Raw genomic sequence first — 23,942 nt, 5'->3', positions numbered from 1 at the left:
GCATACCATAGAATGTTAGGTCAATGTTTATACAAGTAATTTTTTGTATGCTATAACGCCTTTGCGTATAAAACGGCATCCAAATCGCCTTGTTCATCAGTGTGTATATAGTTTTTGACCCAGGTAAACCCCAGCTTTTGCATGACGCTAATTGAGGCTTTATTATCGGCCAGTGCCATTGCTGATAGTGTTTTTATCTCTGGCTGCATTTTTAAGGCGTTACATAATGCACTAGCCGCTTCCGTTGCATAACCCTGTCCCCAACTAGATTGCTTAAAGCGCCACCCTATTTCAATATTTGTAAAATCGGGAGTTTGAGTAAAAAAGTGCATAGGCCTAACAAGCACCCACCCTATAAAAGAGCCCTCTTTTTTAAGGGTGATTTTCCAAAGCCCCCAGCCTTTGTTTGCATTTTTATAGGCAAGCATTCTGGGGATCCCTATTTCTTTAATTTGTTTTAATGTAGAAGGCGTTCCTCGGTTTATGTATTTCATTACCGCGGGGTCTTGATCTAGTTCATGCAGCAGCGGCCAATCGTGTTCATTCATTAATTTGAAATTTAAGCGTGTTGTTACAGGTGTGTTCATCTTCGCTGTTCTATTATTAAGTGGAATTAATTATTTGTCTCTAAGGAGAGATAGCACATGAACAAATTAGCAGGTTTAGCTTTATTAGGCACTTTAATTACACTAACGGGCTGTGAAGATGCTCAGGAAGTACAAGAAGATGCAAAAGATAAAAGCGCGCAAATGCAAGAGCAGCTTGGTGACACATGGAACGATGTAAAAGACAAAGCCACAGAGCTTAAAAATGATGAGTCATTAAATGAGTTGCTTGAACAAAGTAAAGTAATGGGCTTAGACATGTACGACGATGGCAAAGAGATTGCCGTTGATGCATGGATAAAAAGCAAAGAAGCCGCGGGTGAATTAACCGAAAAAACAAAGCAAAAAGCGCAAGAAATCGCTGAAGAAATTGAAGAAGCACGTGAAGAACACGCTGAAAAACAGTAATATTATTGATATTAATTCATTTAATTAAGTAATTTGCTTTGAGGTAAAAACATCGTTTAGTAAGTAAAAATTGCTACTTAGGTGTGCTTAACAAGCATTTTTAACGCACTTAGCGTGGGGCTTAGCCCCTTAAAATACTTAATTATTATTGCTGATTGGTATTAAATAGTATTTACAAAAAAAGGCTGCAAATAACATTATTTGCAGCCTTTTTATTTATGCGCTTATTACGATAATTAAATCGCTTCTTCATCTTCTTCTGCGGTGCGTATACGTACTACACGCTCAACATCTGTGACAAATATTTTACCATCACCAATTTTGCCTGTTTGCGCTGTTTTTACTATTACTTCTATAGCGCGTTCAACATCTTCATCGGTTAGCACAATATCAAGCTTTACCTTAGGTAAAAAATCCACCATGTACTCAGCGCCACGGTAAAGTTCTGTGTGACCTTTTTGACGACCAAAACCTTTTACTTCACTTACAGTCATACCCGTGATACCTACATCTGATAGGGCTTCGCGTACGTCGTCTAACTTAAACGGTTTGATGATTGCTTCTATTTTTTTCATGCTCACTACTTATTAAAGCTTTAGTTGCCTCGATTTTAGACAATCATGGAGTTCATAGCAAACAAAGCAATTGAATTCGATGATAAAACAACCAAGCGTGGTATAATTACTTATAAGTCTGAATTATAAATCTTTCTCAACTAGCTATAATAATAACAAATGTAGTAGGTATAAATATTATGAAAAAATTCCAAACCGGTTTAACTTTATTAGAGCTCATGGTGGCAGTAGCCATAGTAGGTATTATCGCCTCTATAGCTCTTTGGGACAGTAGCGATATGCTTGAAGAAAACCGCGCTGAGAATTTTTTGCTTGAGCTAAAACGCAATATTAGCTTTGCTCGTGCCCAAGCCGCCAGTACAGATGAGATTGTTATCATATGCCCAGCTCCTATAAATCAAGTTGAGAGTAATCGATACTTTAAATGCCAGAGCTCTTGGGGGGGGGAGTCCATAATTACTCTCTTTGTAGATACCAATAATAACGGAATATATAACTGGCAAAAAGACACTATTTTACGCACAATGGAGCAAATAAATAGTATCGACAAGGTTAAATTTACTGGGAATAGTAGCCTTCGCTTTAATACTAGTGGGCGCATTACAACAACCCTAAGCAACAGCGATAACTTTTCTGGCTTTGTATATTGCCCCAATAATGATAATCAAAACAATAAAGCGCTAAATGTATCAGTATCTGGCACTGCTTTTTACCTTGGTGACACCACCGAGGATTGTGATTAAAAAACAGACAGGCATATCTTGTCATATTCGTATCATTTACTACACTGAGCTAATACATTTTTTAATTCAGGGCTTCAGGGATGAGGTTATCTACCCAAACTCAGGCTGGCTATACGCTTTTAGAATTAATGGCATCTATTGCTATTGTGAGTATTGTTAGTCAAATTTCTCTATCGGTTTTTCCTGATTTTTTAGCAAAAACCCGAGCCGACAATCATGTTAGTTTGCTACACAGAAACATTAATTATGGCCGCCTTTACGCCATTGAAAATGGCACTTATGTTACTTTGTGTGCTTTAAAAGATAATCAATGCACTAAAGATGAGTGGGATGGGAAAATGTCGCTGTTTATTGATAACGACAAATCTACCTCATTAGACACCGACGACTTATTAATAAGCACATTTGAAAAAATCCATGATGCAGATTCTATTCAATACCCCCGAAGTGCAATTACCTTTCGGCCCGACGGCTCTTTAAATGGTTTTCAAAATGGAACTTTTATATATTGCCCAAATAAAGATAAAGCCAACCTTGAGGGGCTGGCTTTATCTGTCAGTCAAACAGGCCGTATACGTATTAAATCAACTGATAAATGTCAGAAAAAGTAGCTCGAACTATCGGCCCCAACAATAACCAACATCGGAATCTCCTTTAGTGCCTTCTGCACCTTTTAAACCGATATCAGTAATTGAAAGCTCTTTACAATCAGTATCCCCTTTTACAGCACCCGCAATAGGTTTTGCAGTAATTGTAAACGTATTATCGTCATCACCCACATCAATCGACAGCTTAAAATGGCCGTTTTCTGTGGTTTCTTGTATACCTAAGTCTGAGAATGTCTCTGTGTACTCACGATTATCTACAAAGTACTGCTCTTGTTTGTTTGCAGCGTCTAAAAGCGCCGCTGCGGCCTCGGCTCGAGAAGAGCGTTTTACATACTCAGTATAATTAGGCAGTGCTATTGAGGCTAAAATACCTACAATAGCTACGACTATCATTAACTCTATCAACGTGAATCCGCGTGCTTGTTTATTCATTAACATTCCTTAATCATCAATTTCATCATTTTCTTCACGTTTATAAATATAGGTTTGTTGGGTTTTAAAGCCAAACCCTACACTATCATCGTCACTCACTAATTGTACGGTACCATCTACAACCGTTAAGCCTGGGCCCATTATTTCTACTGGCTTCATTGGGTTTTGTGCATCTTCGCCTTTTATTCCCGGCCCAATTAGGTAAAACTGGCTTTCTTCGGTCACTTCAATGGTTGGGTTATCATCACAAAAGCCGTCGCCATTTCCATCGGCACAAGAGGGGCCTTCACCAAAGTACAATTGTGGTGTATCAGGTACATCATAGCTAGTGGTAAACTTTAAGTCGTCATATACCTTGGTGCCATAATGTAAATGGAACGCATACAACGAGCCGCCACCGCCACTTAACGAACATTGGTTCTCTGTAGAGGTTTCTGATGATGGAGTAAAGCTTGTATAGTAAGCGACACCGCCCACCACTGTGGCTGCTGCTAAAGATTTTTCGCCTGTGCCTAATTCATAGCGCCAGCCTTTAAATTTGGCTAAATCGACTTCTAAATCAACAAACTCATCTACATCATCAAGTGCATTACCAAACGGGTCGCTGTTCATTAGCATTAAATCTGCTGGTTTAATCGCTGTAGGGGCGCTAGTGAATGACTGAGTTACTGTATTTTCATCTCTTATCATAAACAGCTGATCGTCTTCATTTGTACCTGTTGGTTTTGAGCGATTTCCGCTGCCTATTACAATAGCGTCATACGGCGTATCTAAACGTGTAATCACTGTTTCACCATTAATTGTTGTTTCACTTACTTTGCTATAAAGTGTACGTGCCACCAACGGCTGGTAAAAAAAGCGACGGTCTTGGCTTGCTAAACTGCTACCTAGTTCTGCAAGTTTAAAGTGCGTAAAATTACTGGAGCTTGTGCCTGGCATGTCTATACGCCAAATATCGCCCCCGGTATCGGCAGCATAAATTCTGTCAATGTAACCATCGTAATCTGAATCAAGCGTAGAAACATTTGCTGCAATCGAGTGCTTACCTTTAAATCCATTTTCGTTTGGCGTTAAAGCCCACACTTTTTTACCTGTTTCAGCTTCTACTATATAAATACCGCGACCAACAGAGTCTTCACTTCTTACCACGGCATCTTTATTTGTATCGTACCCTGCTCCAAAAACGAGTAATGGCTTATCGCCAAATGCTTTTATATACGCTATTTGGGGTTTTGACCACGTTTGAGCTAGCTCTTTAAAATCGCCAGTACCGCCTTCTATAGGGTTATCCCATAGTTTTTTAGGCTGATCGGGGTTAGTAATATCAAAGGCGTAATAGTTTTTTCCACCACGGCGCATACCTGCAAATGCCCACACGTCATCACCATCGCTTGCATCAACAATACCATCGTTAATGCCTTCGTCATTTAAGCTTTTATCACTAAAGTAAACACTGATTGGGCCGTCCATCCCGTAGAGTTTACCGGTGTCTTCATTGCGTAAAGGCTTAATAATATCGTACAGATCAGAGGGAATGAACGCCCAGCTTTCGGTCACTTGGTTATTGGTATCATCGTCTTTAAACATATGTAAAAAGCCGGCATTAGTACCAATCAATATACGTATGTCGTCATTGCCATAGTCGATTGCTACGGGCTTAGAATGTAAAGGGTCGCCAAAAATATCGCTGCGTTGATCGGTGTTTGAGCCATCGTTATCTTCATCGTCAACATCTATCCCCATTGCCCATTTTATATCTGAACTAGCTAGGCTAATCGGGTTATTGGTGACTAAATCTAAAATATCGCTCACAATATTAGTAGTAAACTCAACTATATCGCCTTGCTTATCTGTATAGAGGTTGCGTCTATCTTCAGCTGGAGTCCCTGTGAGCGAAGCTAAATGATAGTTTACGCCCCCTTGTGCAACTAAGTTACCATCGGCAGACTGGCCATCTGGCAGCCAAAACGTTTTAGCATCTGTGTCTATTAAGCCATTAGAATCAAGCGCTGTATTATCTTCAGAGTCAACTATTTCACTGCCTGATACTTTTAATTTTTTTAAATTCCCACCCCATCGAGTGTTTGTTTCTGGGTAAAACATGGCAAAGTAAATAGCATCACGGCTACGTGTTTGGTCTACGTTGTTACTCGCAACTGAAGGCGAAGAAAAACTATCGTTAACTTCACGAATGCGAGAAATAGCGCTATTTAGCGAGTTAGAAAGCTCATCGGGTGTACTCGCTGGTAAGTTTTCACCGCCACCTAATAAAGCTGTTTGCCGCAACAACTCTTGCCCTTCGTCACTCATGCCTGACCCAAAACCTATGGTGTATATGCGGCCTGTTTCATGAATATCAGGTGTTGATGGATACAAATCAACTGTCGTATTACTGGTGCCATGAATTATTTTAGCTAATTGATGCAAATAATTATTATAAACGTAGTCCCCCTCGACCAAAGGTTGCCCAAAATAATTATTGTGTATTGCGCTTATTGAAGCATCACTGCCATTATCGCTATTTTCGTTAATGTAACGTCTTCCCCAACGATCATATACATATCGGGGTGAAGGGTCTCCATCCGTCATGTAAATTATATTTACTGAATTATCACAACGTTTTGCCTCTGCATTTGAGTCAGCGAAAGGAGAAATATAGTTATAACTATATGTATTTTCCCACTCGTTCCAACATCTCCATCTATTACATTTACGAACACGCTCTCTTCCAGTTAATACTTCGTTTTCGATTGAGGTGTCTCTATCTGATTGATCTATTGGCTCCGCATACTCTAAACCGCCACCTGTAATATACAGATATGCTTCCCACAGAGTCTCGGCTAATGGCGTACCCCCATTAGCAGGAAGCCTGTCGATTGATGAAGTAATATCCGAGTGCGGGCTTCCTATGCCTTCAACCACATAGCCACCAGCTGCTCCTACAAAACGCATTAAGCCGAAATCGATCCCTTCATTGTCATTCACTACTTTTTTCATTGCAGTCTTTGCAGCAGCAAGACGGCTATCTGGGCAAGGAATATACAGGTTACTACTTTCATTGAAACCACAACTAAGACCTGTGTTAGATGAAAACGCCATACTGCCTGAGGTATCAAATATAAGTAAAACCCTTGGCTTTTCTTCCACATCTACATCGTGGTTTACATAAAGCTCTATGTCTTCAGCCAATGCTGAGGCGCTCAGTGCTAGACCAAGTAAATAGACCAATGGCTTATTAAGATTAAATTTCATTTTAAATCCCCTTACTTATACTGGCCATTTCTTGAGCTACACCTGTTACAATTGTAAGTTCGTGCTTTGCTTTAGAGCCATATTGAATAGTGGTAGAAATTTGCAGCATGTTACACGATATACCCGCAGTAAAATTAAATCGACGTGGGCATTCTAAATCAAGCGCCCCCTGATTTAGGTTTATCATTTTGCTTTGCATATCGTCGTGCGTGGCTATTACCATCCCTTCATCATCTGCGCCTGCATGAGTTGATACTTCATCTGGCGTTAAAAAAAACTGATTAGCAGCACCTTTGCTTGCCTCATCAGAAATCATTCGCTGTACTTCTCCAATAAGCTCATTTTCAGCGACTTCTCGCTCTTGAGCTGCATTGGTAATTTTTATATCTACACTACTGCTGCTCATTAATGTAACGGCAATTCCCGTTACAGCAATGACCATAATAAGAGCTGTAATAAGCACTACACCTTGTTGTTTATTTGCGTGTTTACTTAGATACGCCATAAATTTGCTCCCACGTTATTTAAACGAATGGTGGTGGTAAATACTGTTCTTCTGTAAGTATCGGTAAAAGTGAGCTCTCGGGAGTCTTCATCTTCACCTAAAATATATGTTTGATTTTTTATTTTAAGACCCGGATCTGGTTGCAATGCTCTAACTAATAAAAAAACCTGCACTGTTAGAATACTTTTGCGGTTTTCCCAGTCAGAGTGCTGCATGTCCTCAATGCTTCGGTACGAATCAACACGGCTATCACTGTCTGTATCTAAACCAAATACAAAGCGCATGTTTTCAACGCCCTCCATTATGGTTTCGGCCTTCATGCTGGCACCATTTAAGCGTTTACGCATTAATGCAGGTACTGTAAGGCTTTTATTATTTACTGTATAAGTTTGCTCTGCGAGGTAATAAACATGATGGCTATAAGGCCACACCGTGGCATTAACATTTAAACTCCCCGAATCTACAGCGCCTCGAGCAAACTCAGCGCTTTCTTGCTCAGCTATAAAATAGTTTTCATCCGCTTGTGTTTCATTAGTGGTGCCATTTACGGTGAGCTGCTCACCTTGTAAAAACTTGATTTGTAAAATGTCAGTCCCTGCAATTGGCTTACTTATACAATTAAGCTCGCTTGTTGAACTGGCTTCTTTTGCATAAATAGTCCTGAAATTGCTTGAAGATGCTAAATCCGGAAAGCTGCCGTTATTAAGCCCTTCAAAACAATCACCACTGGGGGTAGGTAACGTTTGTGTGTTTGCTGCAGTAAACGAATCATCATAATAAGTTCCCCAAAAGCCCACCTGCTCAATATCACGCTGCATAATATTAATGGCTAAGCGGCCTGACTCTTGTAACTCGCCTATTGTCATTGTGTCTTTTGTGGTTACTTTCATACCAATATAGGTAAACATCACCCCACCTAAAATAAGCCCACCAATAAATAATGAAATCATCATTTCTATTAGTGTAAAACCTTTTTCTCTCATGTTAGCTCCTTAGGTATATATAGCTATTTAATGCAACCAAACGGCGTTTTTTATCGTCAGTACCGCATTTAAGCGCTTTGGTTTCATCATTGGCATTAAACTCTTGGCGGCCTTGCCAAGACACTATTACTTCAATATTAAACCCACGCCCACCCGTACCTGCTGCAGCCGTAGGGTTTATACATACAGTGGCATCATCGAGAGAGCCGGTGTTTTCGCGTGCACGAATGGCGCGTTTCCACTGCTGTAAATCAAGGGCTGCAACTTGCGCTGCAGTGCATGACCCACTAAAACAAGCCGTAGAGGTAGACGTTGATGTTTTACTGGTAAAAGTTTGCGTATATAAAGCAACTAGCTGTGCGGTATCATTTGCTCTAATGCGCTGAATAATATCATTTCCTAACGCTACCGCGGCTGCCCGCTGCATAGAGTCAAAGCTTGCCTGCTTAGCTTTTGCTTGCAGTGCAACAGCGCCTAATAAGCCAAAGCTTAAAATAATAAACGCAATCAGCACTTCAATTAAGGTAAAGCCTTTTTGAGGTTTTTTGTGAGGTGAATGCATAGTAAAAACCAAATAAATTTTATCTGATTATAAGTTTATGCATTGAAAATGTAGATGCAATATATACTAGGACAAGCGGTTAAATTTGTTGATAAACGGTTAACAGCATCAAGCTAATTGATGATTAAAGTTACTCTATCTGGAGGCGATTTAACTCCAGCGCAATGCTGCTAATTTAGTGGGCTCAATAGCGGCCTCTGCCTTACTTAAAAAGCCAAGCAACCTACTAAAAATTCAACCTAAAACATAACAGGCTCTAACTTAGCGCATTTTTTACTGTTTTTAGCTCTCGCCTACTTACGCTTAATTGCTCCTTACATCCGGCTAGTTCTACGCTATGTACACCAGGGCTTTGAGTATGCAAGGCAACAAGCTTTTGTTTGTTTATGAGCGTGTTTCTGTGAATACGTAATAATTGCGTTGGGAAGCGTTGCTCAAGTTGTTTTAAGCTTTGTTCAATTAGGGCCTCGCCTTCTTTAAATACCATATTGGTGTATTTTTCTTGGGCATTAAAGTAATACACTTGATCAAGTTCAATACTTTTTATTGTGCCACCAAGCTGATAACTAATTTTTGTAGATTGCTGCTTTTGCATTTGCGCTTTATTTAAACGCCCTACTTGCGCTAACACTTTATTTAATGCTTGTTCAGTAACGGGTTTTATTAAGTATCCTGCGGCACTGAGCTGTAGCGCATCAAGTGCATGCTCGGGGTAAGCCGTTACAAATACTATTGCAGGTGGCACGCTCAGCGTATTGAGTTGCTGCGCTACCTTTAGACCATTAATACCCGGCATATCTATGTCTAAAAAAACCAAATCGGGATGAACCTGCTTGATAATGGCAAGCCCCTGCGCGCCGTTATCACCTTCGCCTTTAACTAAAATATGCTCGTTGTGCTGCAGTAGCCGCTTTATTCTAGCGCGAGCTAGCGGTTCATCATCAATAATTACAACATTCATTGGGGGTTCTCAAACTGCTTAGGGATCACCACTTTTACTCTAAATACATCCTCTTTTTGTGTGATCGTTAGTTGTGCTTTTTCTTTGTAATATATAAACAATCGTTGGCGAATATTTTCAAGTGCCATGCCGTTATTTGGTCTTTTTAACGCCTCATTATGAGTGATAGGGTTAGAAACAATCAATGTTAAATACCCTGTTGTTACGTGTAGCTCTACACTAATAACGGCCCCTGTTTCACTGGGCTCTACCCCATGACACACCGCATTTTCTATTAACGGCTGAAGGGTTAAGCACGGAATACTAATATCTGGTAAATCAGCAGGCACTTGCCAATTAAGCTTTAAACGACTGCCAAAGCGCCAAGTTTCCAGCGCAACATATTGTTTTGATAAGGTCAGCTCATCTTCGAGAGAAACGCGCTGTCCCGAGCGCATAGCCGCTTGCGACAGCGCCGCAAGCGCAAGTATTGCTTGCTCTGCAGCATCGGCATCATGATGTGTTAGCTCAGCGGCGGTATTAAGGCTATTGTACAAAAAATGAGGGCGAATTCTGGCTTGCAAAGCATCAAGCTCCGCGCGCGAGAGCGCTTTTGTTTGCTGCTCTTTTTCAAAGTAAATCAGTAAAAACTGTACAAATAAAGCCGTGATCAAAAAAACAATTAAGCAGTTTCGTAATACAAAATAAATACTCGTTTCATTATTTGTAATATCTAAAAAGTAGCGGGCACACAGCACACTAAATAAAGCGGTACTAACTAAAAAGGAAATAAAAAAAGCAAAAAGTTGGGTGGTTTGCGGCTTTTTTTTTAAAACACCCCGAAAAGAGTATAAAGCAGAAATACTGACCAAAACGGTCATATGAGAAAATAAACTAATTACGCCAAGGCTTTGCCAGCTATCCCCTTCAACAAAAGGAGCAAACGCTAAGATGGTAGCTACAACTTGGGTAACAATAAGCGTGGCAAGTACCCCGCGCTCATTAAAAAGAGCCGAAAAAAGCAATGTTTCACCTTGCGGCACCTTGCTCATAACGGCTCTCCTTGTAATCTAAATAATTAATTTATATAGATTAACGCAGCTCAACAGGAACGGCAAATACGATATTCTCTTCTTCACCTGGGTTTTCAACTACCTGCTTGCCGCCTAGCTCTTTTAAGCGTGCAATAACTTGTTGTACAAGCACTTCTGGCGCAGAAGCCCCCGCAGTTACTCCCACAGCGTTAGTTTCACCAAACCACTGTGCTTCAACATTTGTTGCATCATCGATTAAATAAGCGGTTGTGCCCATTTTATCTGCAAGTTCACGTAAACGGTTAGAGTTAGAGCTGTTTTTTGCCCCCACAACTAATAGCACATCTACCTTGTCTGCTAAATCACGCACAGCATCTTGACGGTTTTGTGTCGCATAGCAAATGTCATCTTTACGCGGGCCATCAATTGCTGGGAATTTTTCGCGCAGCGCATCAATTACATCTGCAGTGTCATCTACTGAGAGCGTTGTTTGGCTACAATAAAATAGGTTATCAGCATTTTTAACGTTAAGTTTGGCAACATCTTCTGCGGTTTCCACAAGGTAAATACCACCGTCGTTATTGTCATACTGCCCCATAGTACCCTCAACTTCTGGGTGACCATGGTGACCAATTAAAATACACTCAATACCTTTACGGCTCGCACGCGTTACTTCCATATGCACTTTAGTAACTAATGGGCATGTTGCGTCAAATACTTTTAAATCGCGGCGTTTAGCTTCTGAGCGTACTGCTTGCGATACACCGTGGGCGCTAAAAATAACAATGCTGTCATCAGGTACTTGGTCTAGTTCTTCAACAAATACGGCACCACGGTTTTTTAAACCATCTACTACGTAGCGGTTATGAACGACCTCGTGGCGTACGTAAATTGGCTTTTCAAAAATATCTAAAGCGCGCTCTACTATGCTAATTGCACGGTCTACCCCTGCACAAAAGCCTCGCGGGTTCGCTAATAAAATATCCATTAGCCTTGCACCTCAATAATATCTACTTCAAACGTTAAACGTTGACCTGCTAACGGATGATTAAAATCTATAGTAACCGACTCACCTTGTACTTCGCGTACCAGTCCTGGCAGCTCAGTACCATCTGGCTGAGTAAAGGCAATAATTGCGCCGACTTTAGCTGGCGTTTCTGCACCAAATTTACTGCGTTCTACGTAGTAAATATTATCTGGATTAGGTTGGCCAAAGGCGTCCTCTGGTTCTAACTCAAACGTTTTGCTTTCGCCTGCACTTAAACCTAGTAAGCACTTTTCAAAATTAGCCGTTAAGCTGCCATCACCCATCGTTAACTTGGCTGGTTTATTATGCACCTTGGTTGAGTCTGCGGCAGAGCCATCTTCTAGTTTAATAGAAAAGTGAAAAATAACCTCTGAGTTTTCACCAATTAAAGCTTGGCTCATGCTTTATGCTCCTTCGGACTTTCGCCTGTAAAGGCATCAAATAATAATAATGCGGCACCAATACAAATTGCACAGTCGGCAATATTAAATACTGGAAAATGCGAGTTTTTATAAAACACATGTATAAAGTCAATTACATAACCATAAGCAACACGGTCATATAAATTGCCAATAGCGCCAGCAAGCACTAACGCATAAGCACTACATAATATTTTATTTGTCGCTGGTAAACGCTTTAACCACCACACTAATAGCGCACTAATAGCAATGGCAATAAAACTTAAAAACCAACGTTGCCAGCCACCCGCTTCACTTAAAAAGCTGTAGGCCGCTCCATAGTTATGTACGTAGGTAATACTAAAAACAGGCAGTAAATTAATCGACTCTTGATAAGCCATGGTATTTACAACAAGTGTTTTAGTGGCAAAGTCTATTACAAGCAGTAATAGACTTAACCAAAGCCACACTAAACCACTTTTTTGGGCTAGTTTGCTCACTGAGTAAAGCTCCTAAGCGAATTGACGCTTTTCACCTTCGCCGTCAACATTGCTTACACAACGACCACAAATTTCAGGGTGTGCAGGCTCTGAACCTACATCATCGCTGTAATGCCAACAACGCTCACATTTAGTTGCATCTGTGGCTGCTACGCTAATGTACAAACCTTCAATTTCGGTTGTTTGTGTATCACTTGGCTGGCTATCTACTGCAGATACAGTGACCGCAGACGTTAGTAATACAAAACGCAGTTCATCACCTAATGCTGCTAACTTATCAGCCAGTGCTTTTTCGGCGTATAAGTTAACGCTTGCTTGTAACGTTGCGCCAATTACTTCTTCTTTACGGGCTGCTTCTAGTACGCGGTTCACTTCGTCACGTACATTTAGAATCGCTTGCCAGTCATCGTTGCTAAATTGGCTGTTTGTCGGTGCATGTAAACCGTCGTACCATACCGATGTAAATACGTAATCGCTACGCTCGCCCGGTAGTGCTTCCCAAATTTCTTGAGCTGTAAAACTCATAATTGGCGCCATCCAACGAGTCATTGCTTCAGCAATATGATAAAGCGCAGTTTGACAAGAACGACGTGCATGACTGTCGCTTTTTGCTGTGTACTGGCGGTCTTTAATTACATCTAAGTAGAACGAACCAAGCTCACCTGTACAGAAGTTCATTAGCTTTTGCGTTACTAATAGCATTTGGTAGCTATCGTAAGCTGCTAAAATTTCTTCTTGTAATTGGGCTGCACGGCCAACAATCCACTTATCAAGCTCAACCATATCATCAACAGCAACTTGGTCTGTTTTTGGATCAAAACCACTTAGGTTAGCTAACAAGTAACGGCTAGTGTTACGAATACGGCGGTAACGATCTGCAGAGCGTTTAAATATTTCATCCGATACCGTCATTTCGGCGGTGTAATCGGTAGAAGCTACCCATAAACGTAAAATGTCAGCGCCAAGTTTATTCATCACGTTTTGTGGTGAAATAACGTTGCCTAACGATTTTGACATTTTGCGGCCGTTTTCATCTACGGTAAAGCCGTGCGTTAGTACTTGCTTGTAAGGTGCGTGACCGTTAATAGCAACTGAGGTCATCATTGATGACATAAACCAACCACGGTGCTGATCAGAACCTTCTAGGTATAAATCGGCTGGGCCAACTAACTCTTCACGTGCATCAACAACACACGCATGTGTTACGCCCGAATCAAACCATACATCTAACGTATCTTGTACTTTCATGTATTGCTTGGCATCTTCTTCGCCTAACAAGGTGGCAGGCTCTAGGTCATACCATGCTTGAATGCCTGATTTTTCTACCAGCTCTGCAGCTTGCTCAATAAGCGCTTGCGTATTTGGGTGTAAAGCACCAGTGTCTTTATCAACAAATAAAGCAATTGGCACACCCCAAGTACGTTGGCGTGAAATACACCAATCTGGGCGACCTTCAACCATGTTCGCAATGCGGCTTTCGCCCCACTCTGGCAACCATTGGGTGTTTTTAATTTCGCTTAACGAGTCTTGACGTAAGTTAGCCTGATCCATGCTTACAAACCACTGCGGTGTAGCACGGAAAATAATAGGCGTTTTGTGGCGCCAACAATGCGGATAGCTATGCGTAAGCGCATGATGATGCATTAAAGCACCGCGCTCTGTTAGTACGTCAATTACACTGGCATTTGCTTTAAATACATGCTGACCAGCAAATAATTCTGTATCAGGCAGGTAAACGCCATTCGCGCCTACAGGGTTTGCTACTTCAAGATTGTAATTTAAGCCTGCCGCGAAATCTTCTTGACCATGGCCTGGCGCGGTATGTACCACACCCGTACCTGAGTCAGTAGTAACGTGGTCTGCTACAATTACCGGTACATCAAAATCATAAAATGGGTGAGCAACGTGTAAGTTTTCAAGTGCTGCACCTTTAACATAACCTAGTACGTGGAAATGATTAAAGCCATAACGGTCCATTGCATCTTTAACAAGCTCTGAGCCTAAAATTAAACGTTGCTGTGAGCCTTCATCATCTACTTGTACTAAGGCGTACTCTAAATCTGCATGCACTGCTACCGCACGGTTAGCGGGTAAGGTCCACGGTGTTGTAGTCCAAATAACAGTACCTACACTGCCTTGGCCTTTATGGCCATCGGCTAAATCAAAGGCGTTAACAACTGCGTCTTGATCTGCAAATGTAAAACGTACGTCAATCGCTGGAGATTGCTTATCTTGGTACTCTACTTCGGCCTCTGCTAATGCAGAACCACAGTCTGTACACCAATGCACAGGCTTTGCACCTTTATGAAGGTGGCCATTTTTAATAATACGACCAAGCACGCGAATAGCGTTTGCTTCAAAGTCATAGTTCATTGTTAAGTAAGGTTTGTCCCAATCGCCAAACACACCTAAACGTTTAAAGTCTACTTTTTGACCTTCAACTTGCTTTTTAGCGTAAGCACGGCATTTTTCACGAAACTCGCTCGCGGTTACTTTAACGCCTGGCTTGCCTACTTTTTTCTCAACCATTAACTCAATTGGCAAACCATGACAGTCCCAACCAGGCACATAAGGTGCATCAAAGTCAGATAAAGTTTTAGACTTAACAATTATGTCTTTTAAAATTTTATTTACTGAGTGGCCTAAATGGATATCGCCGTTTGCATACGGAGGGCCGTCATGCAAAATAAAGGTCTTTTTACCTTTTTTAGCGCTGCGAATTTGACCGTACAGGTCGTCTTCATACCATGCTTTAAGCATTTTTGGTTCACGTTGTGCCAAATTGCCACGCATTGGAAACTGTGTTTCCGGTAAATTCAAAGTATGTTTGTAGTCGCTCATTAATCCTACTTTCCGTATCTATCGGCTACCTAATTTAAACCAAAACACTGTTTTGCGGCGGCAACATCGGTTGCAATTTGTGCCGTTAACTGTGTTAATGTCTCGAATTTTTTCTCATCGCGAAGTTTTTTTATTAACTCCACGTGCATAAACTGTCCATATATATCTTGTGCAAAGTCAAAAAGATGAACTTCTAACAAAGCACGAGTTCCATTAAAAGTGGGCTTGTTACCAATATTGGCTACCCCATAAACGTGTTTCCCGGCAATGTTTGCTTTTACGGCAAACACCCCATTTACAGGGCAAACTTGGCGTTTAAGCGCTATATTTGCAGTTCGAAAACCAAGCTCTCGCCCTCTTTTCCAACCATGTATTACACGCCCTGAAATAGCATAATTATGCCCTAGCATTAACTTAGCATTTTCTAAGTCGCCTGCGGCTAATGCTTCACGTATTAGTGTGCTGCTTACTCTAGCATTTAATTGGCGAAAACTCGCGGTGCTTTTTACATCCATGCCCGCTTGTTTGCCCATACTGAGCAGTAAATTAAAATTCCCTTGGCGCTGTTTACCAAATTTAAAATCATCACCTACTGTGAGTGCTTTAACGCCTAGCTTTTTAATTAAAATATCACTAACAAATTGCTCAGCGTGCATATTGGCAAATTGTTGGTTAAAGCTAATACAAATAACCCGCTCAATACCTAAGTTACTTAGTAATCTGAGTTTGTCACGTAACCGAGTAAGTCGAGCTGGCGCATTGTTTTTAGCAAAAAACTCTTGCGGCTGCGGCTCAAATAACATCACAGTACTGGGTAAGTTATGTGCTTTGGCATCCGCTAACAGCCCTTTTAACACTTCGCCATGGCCTAAATGCACACCGTCAAAATTACCAATAGTCAACACACAACCATAATGTTGCGCTCGAATATTGTGTATACCTCTAATTAACTCCATGCCACCAAATGCCTTTTTCAGCGAGTATTATTAACGACTTTAAAATCGTTCAAAACCACAGGGCTGCCGATTATAATCTTTTTTTTAGTTTGATTCAGTAGTTGCTACACTTTTTATCGTATTTAGTCTTACACCAAGTAAAAACAGCACCGCAAAGTAACTTATCGCGGCAATTACTAGCAATGCAATTAACAACATTACTTGCTCAGAAAAATGCCATGTAGCCCAATAATAACGGCTGCTGACGTACCACGTTAGAGCGCCCATTACCAAGCTTGCCACTATGCACTTTACGCTAAAGCGCAGGCTCATTGCAGAAAACTGATACACGCTTTCTTTTTTAAGTTGCCTGTAAAGTAAAAAAGCATTGCAGCTGGCCGACATAGACGTTGCTAAAGCAAGCCCTAAATATCCTATAAACGGGGCTAACATAATATTAAATACCATATTAAGCACCAGCGTAATAATACCAATGCGCACAGGTGTTTTGGTATCTTGACGCGAGTAAAAACCCGGCGCTAATACTTTAATAAGCATAAAGCTAACTAACCCTACCGAGTAGGCAACCACCCCTAAGCTTACCGCTTTGACATGATCAACATCAGCGTCTTTAAATGCGCCGTGATCAAATAACACAGTAATGATAAGCGGGCTTATAATCATTAAACCAACCATGGCGGGTATGCCTAAAAAAATCACAAAACGCACACCCCAATCTAACGTATGCTGAAAATCACTGAGCTTTTTACTGCTATGCAATTTAGAAAGTGCGGGTAAAATAACAGTGGCAATACCAATACCAAATAAACCAAGTGGAAACTCAATTAACCTATCTGAGTAATAAAGCCATGCGATAGAGCCCGTCATTAATAGCGAGGCAATCATGGTGTCGAGCAGGAGGTTTATTTGGCTTATTGAAACACCAAATAATGCCGGTAGCATAAGCTTACGCACTTTTTTAACGTTCTCGTCTTGCCACGCCCAACGAGGACGTGCCAGCATTTTTGCTCGGTATAAAAATGGTAACTGAAACAACAATTGCACCACCCCGCCCACAAATACACCAATAGCTAACGCATACGCCCCCACGCTAAATTTGTCGTGCAATAAAATGGCGCAGGTAATAATTGAAACATTAAGTAATACGGGCGTAAAAGCAGCCACTGCAAAGCGGTTATACACATTCATTACTGCACCGCTAAGTGCTACCAAACTAACAAATAACAAATACGGAAAAGTTAACTTTAATAAGGAGCTTGCCAGCACAAACTTTTCTGCATTAGGGCCACCTTGCCACCAATCTATAAACCAGCCAGTACCAAATAACCCGGCAATAACAGGCGAGGCAATAACGCCAAAAATAGTCACGCAAAGCAAAATAGTGCCCAGCGTACCGGCAGCCTGTGCTACAAATAACTTAACTTTATCATCGCCATGGTGTTCTTTAATTTCGCTAAGTACAGGCACAAATGCCTGAGCAAAAGCCCCCTCTGCAAATAGACGGCGTAAAAAATTGGGAATACGGTTAGCAAACAAAAAAACATCAGCAGCTGCACTAGCACCTAATAAGTTTGCAACGACAGCGTCTCGTACTAACCCTAAAATACGCGATATCATTGTCATACAACTTACAATCATACCGGAGCGAAATAATCCTTTTGACACCTTAAACCTACTTAAAAACCTTTAGTTAGCGCAATTATGCCACAGTCTTTTTTATAAATCGCTTTAAAGCACTAGGCTGGGCGTCTGTGCTTTGTTACAATAGCGATATTAACTGCTAAAGCGGCAAATTGATGTTCGTTATAAGGAGCAGTTTTTCTTGAGTTGTTAAATTTAAATTGACATTCATGATAAAAACAGGCATATTCCACGGCCTTTAATTTAAGCTTTATTTAAGATTGTTAGGAGCAAACCTTGGCTAACATCAAGTCTGCAAAAAAACGCGCTATCACTAGCGAAAAAAACCGTCAGCACAACGCAAGCCGTCGTTCAATGATGCGTACTTACTTCAAAAAAGTAACCGCTGCTATTGAAGCTGGCGATAAAGAAGCTGCACAGCAAGCTTTCTCTGTTGCTACACCTATCCTAGACCGTTACGCAACTAAGGGTCTAATTCATAAAAACAAAGCAGCTCGTCATAAGAGCCGTTTAGCAGCTAAAATTAAAGCGCTATAATTTGTTTTATGATTAAAAAACCGGCCTAGGCCGGTTTTTTTATATCTAAAATTTGGTATTTAGCAATCCGCTAAACTTTAAGCTAATTTAACGCATTACTATTAAAGCTGGTTAAACGTTTTCCAAATCGGGATAAAACTTTTTCAACATGGCCGCAATTTTTTTAGGCGTAAATGGCTTAACCACAAATCCTTTAGCACCTTTATCAATGGCTTCTTTAACATTTTCGACTGCTGAATGGGCCGACACCATCACCACATTAGTTTCAGGGTTAATATCATTAATTTGCGCGATTAACTCTTTACCATCGCCGTCAGGCAGTTCAATATCTAAAAAAATCATATTGTAATTAGCTGCTTGGCATTCGTTAATGCATTGTTTAGCCGTTGAAGCCTCTTTAACGTTTTCTATTCCTAAGTGCATGAGCGTTTGGCTCAAAAAACTACGCACTGTGCTAACATCATCTACTATTAAAATTGATAGCTGCGTATCCATGTATCTTCCTCGTAGGCTAAAAGCATTGTATAAGTTATTATATAACTAGATATTTAATCATTTTATTATAGAGACCTACGCTCAAAAGGCCAGATTTGCTTTATGTCAAACAACACAAAAAAACAATCATTGCTTGGTAAAACACCACAAAAAAGAAAAACCCCTGTAAAAAAGCCCCGCAATAGGCCGCAAACAGCACCGCAATCTTCAGCTAACCCAACATCTACCCCAGCAGAGCAGCCTGTAAAGTCTAAAAAAGGGTTACTTATTACGCTGGCTGTCATTTTTTCCGTAGCCATTATTTTTCCAAAACCTACTTTGCTCACCTATAAAAAATTAGGGTTAGTGAGCGAAAGTATTTATTGGCCTGGGGTCTTTGGGTATGGCCGTACATTACTTGATTCAAACTTACACCCGCAGCTAGACGAGAAGCGCAATGCCCTTTATTTATGCGCAGATATGAAGGCGCCGCAAAGCTGTCAAAAGTACCAACTAATAAAAAATAATGGCTTTTTTGCTGCACTTGCTAGCTATATTTAGCATTAAAAAAACTAATCTGAAAATTTAAAATTACTTGGTTGAAAGGTGTGCAAAAGATCAACATAATGGCGCTCCTTTTTTCAACAACTGAACTATTGAAACGACCATGCTAAACGAGCTAGATTGGCTTTTAAACACTGTATTACTTGCACTAGGTTTAGGTGCATTCTTTATTAACCACATAACAATACTGCGTGTTGCAGCGATTAGTGCATGTGGTCTGTTATTTTTGTCTTTTAGCTTGGATTTAATGTCGTCGAGTGTTATTTCGAATATGAGTTTAGTGTTGATCAATACATTTTACTTGTTCAAAGTATATACGTTTGGACAATTTAATGTAACGCAGAGTTAACATTTCCCCTTAGAATATTTTATAGCCCAGCCTTGCTGGGCTTTTTTATTTGAAAAATTAAAAGGCTTGGGGAACAGATTGAACTAAGATAAAATTTATCTCGTATTAATCCTCATTTAGGTCTTACTATGTCTTTATCTGATTTCGATTTATTTTTATCTTCTATGGAAGATGTAAAACCTATAAACCACGATACTGTAACTCCCCTTGCAAGTAATCCCAGTGCCACCCTTGCCCAACAAGAAAAACGCAAAGCTGCCGAGCTTAGCCTTGCGAATGACGAAAATTACTTACAATCTGAGCATGTAGAGCTTTTAGACCCACATGCATTACTCAGTTTTAAAAAAGATGGCGTACAAAGCGCAGTATTTAAAAACTTACGCTTAGCTAAATACCAAGTTGATGCCACATTAGATTTGCATGGCCAATTACTTAAAAACGCACGCACAACATTATTTAACTTTATTACTGATTGCCACCAGCGAAACATTCGCGTTGTACTAGTTCGCCATGGCATTGGTATAAAAAATAAAGCTAAGCCCGGTATACTAAAGAGCTATGTTAATAAGTGGCTACAGGCTCTACCCGCGGTATTAGCGTATCATACCGCTTTAAAGCACCATGGTGGCAGTGGCGCAACGTATGTGTTGCTTAAAAAAAGTGATGAGAAAAAGCATGAAAACCGAGAGATCCATGCTAAACGGTACTAATTAACTTATTTTACTAAATACCAGTAACGAAGCGCACTTTAGTAATTAAATGACCTAATGAAAGGTGGGTTCTCTTTAATTATCTGGCTTTATTAAGCCAAAAACAAATTAACAGAGCCCCCTTTTTTATAATGTGCCTACAAATACGCCTATTCACTTTGTGAAGTTTTGCTTTGTGGCACTTGATCGGCACTCGCTTGGTTAAACCAAGCAGACACGCCTAGCACTATAATAGAAACCACTACTAAACTTAGTTTTACTCCGCCTTGACTTGATTTCATACGTTACTCTTATTATTTTTATTTTAGTGACTAAACTTCACAATAATTAAAATTACAAATGTTAACAAGCTGTTTGTTAAACTGTTTTGCTATCTATTAATAACCTTTTGTTCTATTAACCCGATTATTTAATGTAAGGCCGCTTTTTAGGCGATTAATATTTTCTGCAATTTGCGCTGTTACGCTATTTAAATCAGATAACGCGGCGCAGTGTGGTGTAATCGTTATTTTAGCGTTACGCCAAAATGGGTGGTCGTGCGGTAGCGGCTCTTGGGTAAATACATCGAGCGTGGCAGCCCTTAACATTTCACTGTTAAGTGCGTTTATTAAATCTTGCTCTACTAGGTGCTCTCCTCTGGCAACGTTAATTACACAGGCATGGGCCGGTAACTTAGCTAATAAATCGGCATTAATAATACCCTTAGTATCTTTTGTTAGCGGCAGTAGGCATACCAAGTAGTCAATTGTGGGCAGCATTTCATTAAGGCCTTGCTGCTGAGAATATAGATGCACCTGCTCATCGCTTTTTTCAGTTTTTGACCAAGCGCTTACCGTAAAGCCATTCAGGGTTAGTTTTTTGGCGCACGCTTTACCTAGCTCACCAAAGCCTAAAATACCCACGTGATTATATTTATATGCGCGCTTAGGTTTATAATTGCATTGTGATTGCTTAACAAAATACTCTTTTAAACGCAGCTTGTGCGCAAGTACATGGCCTAGCACGTACTCTGCCATATCTTGAGCAAGCTCAGTATCAACAATGCGAACCACGTCTACCTCTTCAGGCAATAAAGACATATTAATACTATCTACACCCGCCCCAAACGATGACACCGCTTTTAAATTTGGTAATTGCTGCCACAAATCATCTGGTGCATTCCAGGCTAATACAAACTCTACATTGTTGAGCTTTTGACACTCTGGCCATTGGATTATTTCTTCATTGGGTAATAGCTCTTTTAGCTTTGCAATTAGCTTTGTATTATCTCGCCCGGTAATGGCTACTAATACCGACATAGAAGCTCCTAATTTTATTGAATAAATTTTATCTACACTAATAAACAACTGAGCAGCTCGTTATGTGCTCTTTAAAAAGTCACACAACTGCAAAGTAAATGTCACACCCTTTTTTTACTCTAAACAGGATGGCGAATAGGCCAAATTGTAAATGAGGTTAATATGATAAGCGTTGATAAAGTAATAGCAGCAAACTTACCACAATTAGAGAACTCCCCTAAAGTAAAAGGTTTAGTTAAAAAGGGGCTTGGCTACTTATTACATGAACAAGAATTTGTCGCCTTTGGCGATGCTTACCCCCATTTACAAGGGCTAGAGTTTGTTGAACAAGTGCTTGATGAGCTTGACTTTGATACCCGCTATAAACCAAAACAAATTGAAAACATACCCAGCGAAGGTAAGTTAGTTATTGTGGCTAACCATCCCATTGGCTCGCTCGACGCACTTGCGCTGATAAAAGTACTTTCCAGCGTTAGGCAAGATTTAAAAGTGGTTGCCAATCGCATGCTAATGTCGGTCACCCCTATGCATTCATTGCTGTTGCCAGTAGATAATTTATCGGGAACCAGTAAAAAACAAGAATTAAGTAATATACAAAAACACTTAAAAGATGAAGGTGCGTTACTTATTTTCCCTGCGGGAGAGGTCTCGCGTTTAAGCCCTACCGGTATAAAAGATTGCAAGTGGAACAGTGGCTTTTTACGCATGGCTAAAAAAGCAAACAGCCCTATTTTACCTATTTATATAAAGGCCAAAAACAGCCCGCTTTTTTATGGCACCTCAATGATTTACAAACCACTTGCGAGCTTATTATTAGTAAAAGAAATGTTTAAGCAGCGACAAAAGTCATTAGAATTTGAAATTGGTGCTTCCATTCCGCCTGAGTCATATTTAATCGAAAACTTAAAAGATAAAGAAATCGTTAATCTCATTCGCAAGCAACTTTATCGCCTTACCACTAAAAAGCCCCTTCCCCTTAAAACCCAAACCCCTATTGCAATATCTGAGTGCCGCAAAGAGCTTAAAAAAGCCATAGAGAGTTGTCAGTTATTAGGCAAAACACAAGATGGCATGCATATTCATTTATATCAATACACTGGCAGCTCACCAGTGTTTAGAGAGCTTGGGCGACTGAGAGAAATTGCCTTTAGAGCGGTAGGTGAAGGCAGCGGAAAACGCCGCGACATCGACAAATATGATATGGATTATCAACACTTAGTGCTATGGGATCCTACGCAGCTAGAATTAGTGGGGGCATATCGCCTTGCTTGTGCAAAGGAGATAATAGATAAACATGGTCGAGAAGGCTTATACACCGATAGTTTATTTAGTTACACACAAGCAATGAAACCGTATTTAGAGCAAGGTATAGAACTTGGCCGCAGCTTTGTGCAACCTAAATATTGGGGGCGTAAAAGCTTAGACTATTTATGGTACGGTATTGGCGCATTTATTAAAAACTACCCGCAATATCGTTACTTATTTGGCGCGGTGAGCGTCTCTAACGCCTTGCCTGAACAAGCAAAAGCCATGCTTGTGCATTACTATCAACATTATTATAAATCAGAGCAACACCTCGCCACCCCCAATAACGAGTTTAAATTAAGCGAGCAACAACTCACTCAGTGTAAAACTGTTTTTAGTGGTAACGATGTAAAAGAAGACTTTGTAGAATTAAAACATGTACTGGCCAATATGGGGGCACAAGTTCCTACGCTATTTAAGCAATATACTGAGCTGTGCAAGCCAGGCGGCGTAAAGTTTTTAAGCTTTAGTATCGACCCCGACTTTAACAACTGTATTGATGGGTTAGTGCTGGTAGATTTACAAAACGTAAAAGAAAATAAAGCCAAGCGCTATTTAGGTTAGGGCGTGTTGAACTTTACGGATTGAAATTTGTTCAATCTAAGGGCGATTTAATCGCGGCGCGAGGTTTGTAACCTAGTGGGCTCGATAACTGCTCCTGCGTTATTCTAATGACTTACATCCCTGTAAGAATA

The 23,942-nt window shown here is 40.4% G+C and carries 26 protein-coding genes; 8 read left to right on the top strand and 18 right to left on the bottom strand.

The genetic code is table 11. The features are described 5' to 3' along the window. Positions 1–50: 50 nt before the first annotated feature. Positions 51–587: a GNAT family N-acetyltransferase gene (locus AN395_RS11080; protein ID WP_054983040.1), complete on the bottom strand. Its 537-nt coding sequence runs from the start codon at positions 585–587 to the stop codon at positions 51–53. Positions 588–644: 57 nt separating this feature from the next. Here AN395_RS11080 and AN395_RS11075 point away from each other — a divergent pair, with 57 nt between their 5' ends. Further along, positions 645–1,013, top strand: coding sequence for a hypothetical protein (locus AN395_RS11075; RefSeq protein WP_054983039.1), 369 nt, complete (start codon positions 645–647; stop codon positions 1,011–1,013). 236 nt (positions 1,014–1,249) lie between these two features. Here the strand turns inward: AN395_RS11075 and AN395_RS11070 are convergent, their stop codons facing one another. Beyond that, positions 1,250–1,588, bottom strand: coding sequence for a P-II family nitrogen regulator (locus AN395_RS11070; RefSeq protein ID WP_004588371.1), 339 nt, complete (start codon positions 1,586–1,588; stop codon positions 1,250–1,252). A 179-nt stretch (positions 1,589–1,767) separates the two neighbouring features. On the opposite strand from AN395_RS11070, the gene AN395_RS11065 reads away from it, so the two are divergent. Next, complete coding sequence (locus AN395_RS11065; RefSeq protein ID WP_054983038.1) at positions 1,768–2,331, top strand: GspH/FimT family pseudopilin; 564 nt, start codon at positions 1,768–1,770, stop codon at positions 2,329–2,331. A gap of 80 nt (positions 2,332–2,411) precedes the next feature. Beyond that, on the top strand, positions 2,412–2,942 hold the full coding sequence (locus AN395_RS11060) for a GspH/FimT family pseudopilin (protein ID WP_054983037.1): 531 nt from the start codon (positions 2,412–2,414) through the stop codon (positions 2,940–2,942). 6 nt (positions 2,943–2,948) lie between these two features. Here AN395_RS11060 and AN395_RS11055 read toward each other — a convergent pair whose 3' ends face one another. The 13 genes from AN395_RS11055 to murJ form a co-directional block, all read right to left on the bottom strand. After that, positions 2,949–3,371, bottom strand: coding sequence for a type IV pilin protein (locus AN395_RS11055; RefSeq protein ID WP_054983036.1), 423 nt, complete (start codon positions 3,369–3,371; stop codon positions 2,949–2,951). A 9-nt stretch (positions 3,372–3,380) separates the two neighbouring features. Then, the gene (locus tag AN395_RS11050; RefSeq protein WP_054983035.1) at positions 3,381–6,623 is read right to left on the bottom strand and encodes a PilC/PilY family type IV pilus protein; all 3,243 of its coding nucleotides are present in this window, start codon (positions 6,621–6,623) and stop codon (positions 3,381–3,383) included. 1 nt (position 6,624) lies between these two features. Then, positions 6,625–7,128 (bottom strand): hypothetical protein, encoded by a 504-nt coding sequence (locus tag AN395_RS11045; RefSeq protein ID WP_054983034.1) that lies wholly within the window; start codon positions 7,126–7,128, stop codon positions 6,625–6,627. Continuing rightward, on the bottom strand, positions 7,116–8,111 hold the full coding sequence (locus tag AN395_RS11040) for a PilW family protein (protein WP_054983033.1): 996 nt from the start codon (positions 8,109–8,111) through the stop codon (positions 7,116–7,118). The genes AN395_RS11045 and AN395_RS11040 overlap by 13 nt, the downstream gene beginning before the upstream one ends. Before the next feature lies 1 nt (position 8,112). Continuing rightward, positions 8,113–8,673 carry a type IV pilus modification protein PilV gene (gene pilV, locus AN395_RS11035; RefSeq protein ID WP_024032271.1) on the bottom strand — a complete coding sequence of 187 codons (561 nt, stop codon included), beginning with the start codon at positions 8,671–8,673 and terminating at the stop codon, positions 8,113–8,115. Between the two features lie 256 nt (positions 8,674–8,929). Next, positions 8,930–9,634, bottom strand: a complete 705-nt coding sequence (locus AN395_RS11030; RefSeq protein ID WP_054983032.1) for a LytTR family DNA-binding domain-containing protein — start codon at positions 9,632–9,634, stop codon at positions 8,930–8,932. Next, on the bottom strand, positions 9,631–10,665 hold the full coding sequence (locus tag AN395_RS11025) for a sensor histidine kinase (protein WP_054983031.1): 1,035 nt from the start codon (positions 10,663–10,665) through the stop codon (positions 9,631–9,633). The genes AN395_RS11030 and AN395_RS11025 overlap by 4 nt, the downstream gene beginning before the upstream one ends. Positions 10,666–10,705: 40 nt before the next feature. Further along, positions 10,706–11,635: a 4-hydroxy-3-methylbut-2-enyl diphosphate reductase gene (ispH, locus tag AN395_RS11020; RefSeq protein ID WP_029774112.1), complete on the bottom strand. Its 930-nt coding sequence runs from the start codon at positions 11,633–11,635 to the stop codon at positions 10,706–10,708. After that, the gene (fkpB, locus tag AN395_RS11015) at positions 11,635–12,075 is read right to left on the bottom strand and encodes an FKBP-type peptidyl-prolyl cis-trans isomerase (protein WP_054983030.1); all 441 of its coding nucleotides are present in this window, start codon (positions 12,073–12,075) and stop codon (positions 11,635–11,637) included. Before fkpB ends, ispH begins: the two co-directional genes overlap by 1 nt. Beyond that, positions 12,072–12,572, bottom strand: coding sequence for a signal peptidase II (gene lspA / locus AN395_RS11010; protein WP_004588359.1), 501 nt, complete (start codon positions 12,570–12,572; stop codon positions 12,072–12,074). The genes fkpB and lspA overlap by 4 nt, the downstream gene beginning before the upstream one ends. Positions 12,573–12,584: 12 nt before the next feature. After that, complete coding sequence (ileS, locus tag AN395_RS11005) at positions 12,585–15,413, bottom strand: isoleucine--tRNA ligase (protein ID WP_054983029.1); 2,829 nt, start codon at positions 15,411–15,413, stop codon at positions 12,585–12,587. A 29-nt stretch (positions 15,414–15,442) separates the two neighbouring features. Continuing rightward, the gene (ribF, locus tag AN395_RS11000; RefSeq protein WP_004588357.1) at positions 15,443–16,369 is read right to left on the bottom strand and encodes a bifunctional riboflavin kinase/FAD synthetase; all 927 of its coding nucleotides are present in this window, start codon (positions 16,367–16,369) and stop codon (positions 15,443–15,445) included. 84 nt (positions 16,370–16,453) lie between these two features. Next, entirely contained in the window at positions 16,454–17,992 is a 1,539-nt protein-coding gene (gene murJ / locus AN395_RS10995; protein ID WP_054983028.1) for a murein biosynthesis integral membrane protein MurJ, read from the bottom strand. 294 nt (positions 17,993–18,286) lie between these two features. Here murJ and rpsT point away from each other — a divergent pair, with 294 nt between their 5' ends. Further along, on the top strand, positions 18,287–18,547 hold the full coding sequence (gene rpsT / locus AN395_RS10990) for a 30S ribosomal protein S20 (protein ID WP_004588355.1): 261 nt from the start codon (positions 18,287–18,289) through the stop codon (positions 18,545–18,547). Between the two features lie 111 nt (positions 18,548–18,658). On the opposite strand, the gene AN395_RS10985 is transcribed toward rpsT, so the two are convergent. Next, the gene (locus AN395_RS10985) at positions 18,659–19,042 is read right to left on the bottom strand and encodes a response regulator (RefSeq protein WP_054983027.1); all 384 of its coding nucleotides are present in this window, start codon (positions 19,040–19,042) and stop codon (positions 18,659–18,661) included. 102 nt (positions 19,043–19,144) lie between these two features. Here AN395_RS10985 and AN395_RS10980 point away from each other — a divergent pair, with 102 nt between their 5' ends. The 3 genes from AN395_RS10980 (at position 19,145) to smrA (ending at position 20,644) form a co-directional block, all read left to right on the top strand. Continuing rightward, entirely contained in the window at positions 19,145–19,582 is a 438-nt protein-coding gene (locus AN395_RS10980) for a hypothetical protein (protein ID WP_054983026.1), read from the top strand. Positions 19,583–19,688: 106 nt separating this feature from the next. Beyond that, positions 19,689–19,934: a hypothetical protein gene (locus tag AN395_RS19630; protein WP_083901815.1), complete on the top strand. Its 246-nt coding sequence runs from the start codon at positions 19,689–19,691 to the stop codon at positions 19,932–19,934. Positions 19,935–20,062: 128 nt separating this feature from the next. Continuing rightward, positions 20,063–20,644 carry a DNA endonuclease SmrA gene (smrA, locus tag AN395_RS10975; RefSeq protein ID WP_024032280.1) on the top strand — a complete coding sequence of 194 codons (582 nt, stop codon included), beginning with the start codon at positions 20,063–20,065 and terminating at the stop codon, positions 20,642–20,644. Positions 20,645–20,793: 149 nt separating this feature from the next. On the opposite strand, the gene AN395_RS19760 is transcribed toward smrA, so the two are convergent. Continuing rightward, a complete protein-coding gene (locus AN395_RS19760; RefSeq protein ID WP_257125150.1) occupies positions 20,794–20,925 on the bottom strand; it encodes a hypothetical protein in 132 nt (43 codons plus the stop codon). A 96-nt stretch (positions 20,926–21,021) separates the two neighbouring features. After that, positions 21,022–21,942, bottom strand: a complete 921-nt coding sequence (locus AN395_RS10970) for a glyoxylate/hydroxypyruvate reductase A (RefSeq protein ID WP_054983025.1) — start codon at positions 21,940–21,942, stop codon at positions 21,022–21,024. A gap of 162 nt (positions 21,943–22,104) precedes the next feature. Here AN395_RS10970 and AN395_RS10965 point away from each other — a divergent pair, with 162 nt between their 5' ends. Next, the gene (locus AN395_RS10965; RefSeq protein ID WP_054983024.1) at positions 22,105–23,811 is read left to right on the top strand and encodes a lysophospholipid acyltransferase family protein; all 1,707 of its coding nucleotides are present in this window, start codon (positions 22,105–22,107) and stop codon (positions 23,809–23,811) included. Positions 23,812–23,942: the final 131 nt, after the last annotated feature.

It is taken from the genome of Pseudoalteromonas sp. P1-30, assembly GCF_001400005.1.
GTDB classification, from domain to species: domain Bacteria; phylum Pseudomonadota; class Gammaproteobacteria; order Enterobacterales; family Alteromonadaceae; genus Pseudoalteromonas; species Pseudoalteromonas atlantica.
This window is presented reverse-complemented; position numbering and strand designations above follow the sequence as displayed.

What these genes read in the sequence shown, in the direction of transcription:
- AN395_RS11075 (WP_054983039.1), top strand. Translation starts at nt 645, where the DNA reads ATGAACAAATTAGCAGGTTTAGCTTTATTAGGCACTTTAATTACACTA.
- fkpB (WP_054983030.1), bottom strand. Translation starts at nt 12,075, where the DNA reads ATGAGCCAAGCTTTAATTGGTGAAAACTCAGAGGTTATTTTTCACTTT.
- AN395_RS11025 (WP_054983031.1), bottom strand. Translation starts at nt 10,665, where the DNA reads ATGAGCAAGGTGCCGCAAGGTGAAACATTGCTTTTTTCGGCTCTTTTT.
- AN395_RS11045 (WP_054983034.1), bottom strand. Translation starts at nt 7,128, where the DNA reads ATGGCGTATCTAAGTAAACACGCAAATAAACAACAAGGTGTAGTGCTT.
- ispH (WP_029774112.1), bottom strand. Translation starts at nt 11,635, where the DNA reads ATGGATATTTTATTAGCGAACCCGCGAGGCTTTTGTGCAGGGGTAGAC.
- AN395_RS11030 (WP_054983032.1), bottom strand. Translation starts at nt 9,634, where the DNA reads ATGAATGTTGTAATTATTGATGATGAACCGCTAGCTCGCGCTAGAATA.
- AN395_RS11055 (WP_054983036.1), bottom strand. Translation starts at nt 3,371, where the DNA reads ATGAATAAACAAGCACGCGGATTCACGTTGATAGAGTTAATGATAGTC.
- AN395_RS19760 (WP_257125150.1), bottom strand. Translation starts at nt 20,925, where the DNA reads ATGAAATCAAGTCAAGGCGGAGTAAAACTAAGTTTAGTAGTGGTTTCT.
- AN395_RS11060 (WP_054983037.1), top strand. Translation starts at nt 2,412, where the DNA reads ATGAGGTTATCTACCCAAACTCAGGCTGGCTATACGCTTTTAGAATTA.
- AN395_RS10980 (WP_054983026.1), top strand. Translation starts at nt 19,145, where the DNA reads ATGTCAAACAACACAAAAAAACAATCATTGCTTGGTAAAACACCACAA.
- murJ (WP_054983028.1), bottom strand. Translation starts at nt 17,992, where the DNA reads ATGACAATGATATCGCGTATTTTAGGGTTAGTACGAGACGCTGTCGTT.
- AN395_RS11065 (WP_054983038.1), top strand. Translation starts at nt 1,768, where the DNA reads ATGAAAAAATTCCAAACCGGTTTAACTTTATTAGAGCTCATGGTGGCA.
- AN395_RS10985 (WP_054983027.1), bottom strand. Translation starts at nt 19,042, where the DNA reads ATGGATACGCAGCTATCAATTTTAATAGTAGATGATGTTAGCACAGTG.
- AN395_RS11050 (WP_054983035.1), bottom strand. Translation starts at nt 6,623, where the DNA reads ATGAAATTTAATCTTAATAAGCCATTGGTCTATTTACTTGGTCTAGCA.
- AN395_RS11080 (WP_054983040.1), bottom strand. Translation starts at nt 587, where the DNA reads ATGAACACACCTGTAACAACACGCTTAAATTTCAAATTAATGAATGAA.
- ileS (WP_054983029.1), bottom strand. Translation starts at nt 15,413, where the DNA reads ATGAGCGACTACAAACATACTTTGAATTTACCGGAAACACAGTTTCCA.
- AN395_RS10970 (WP_054983025.1), bottom strand. Translation starts at nt 21,942, where the DNA reads ATGTCGGTATTAGTAGCCATTACCGGGCGAGATAATACAAAGCTAATT.
- AN395_RS11040 (WP_054983033.1), bottom strand. Translation starts at nt 8,111, where the DNA reads ATGAGAGAAAAAGGTTTTACACTAATAGAAATGATGATTTCATTATTT.
- ribF (WP_004588357.1), bottom strand. Translation starts at nt 16,369, where the DNA reads ATGGAGTTAATTAGAGGTATACACAATATTCGAGCGCAACATTATGGT.
- smrA (WP_024032280.1), top strand. Translation starts at nt 20,063, where the DNA reads ATGTCTTTATCTGATTTCGATTTATTTTTATCTTCTATGGAAGATGTA.
- AN395_RS10965 (WP_054983024.1), top strand. Translation starts at nt 22,105, where the DNA reads ATGATAAGCGTTGATAAAGTAATAGCAGCAAACTTACCACAATTAGAG.
- pilV (WP_024032271.1), bottom strand. Translation starts at nt 8,673, where the DNA reads ATGCATTCACCTCACAAAAAACCTCAAAAAGGCTTTACCTTAATTGAA.
- AN395_RS11070 (WP_004588371.1), bottom strand. Translation starts at nt 1,588, where the DNA reads ATGAAAAAAATAGAAGCAATCATCAAACCGTTTAAGTTAGACGACGTA.
- AN395_RS19630 (WP_083901815.1), top strand. Translation starts at nt 19,689, where the DNA reads ATGCTAAACGAGCTAGATTGGCTTTTAAACACTGTATTACTTGCACTA.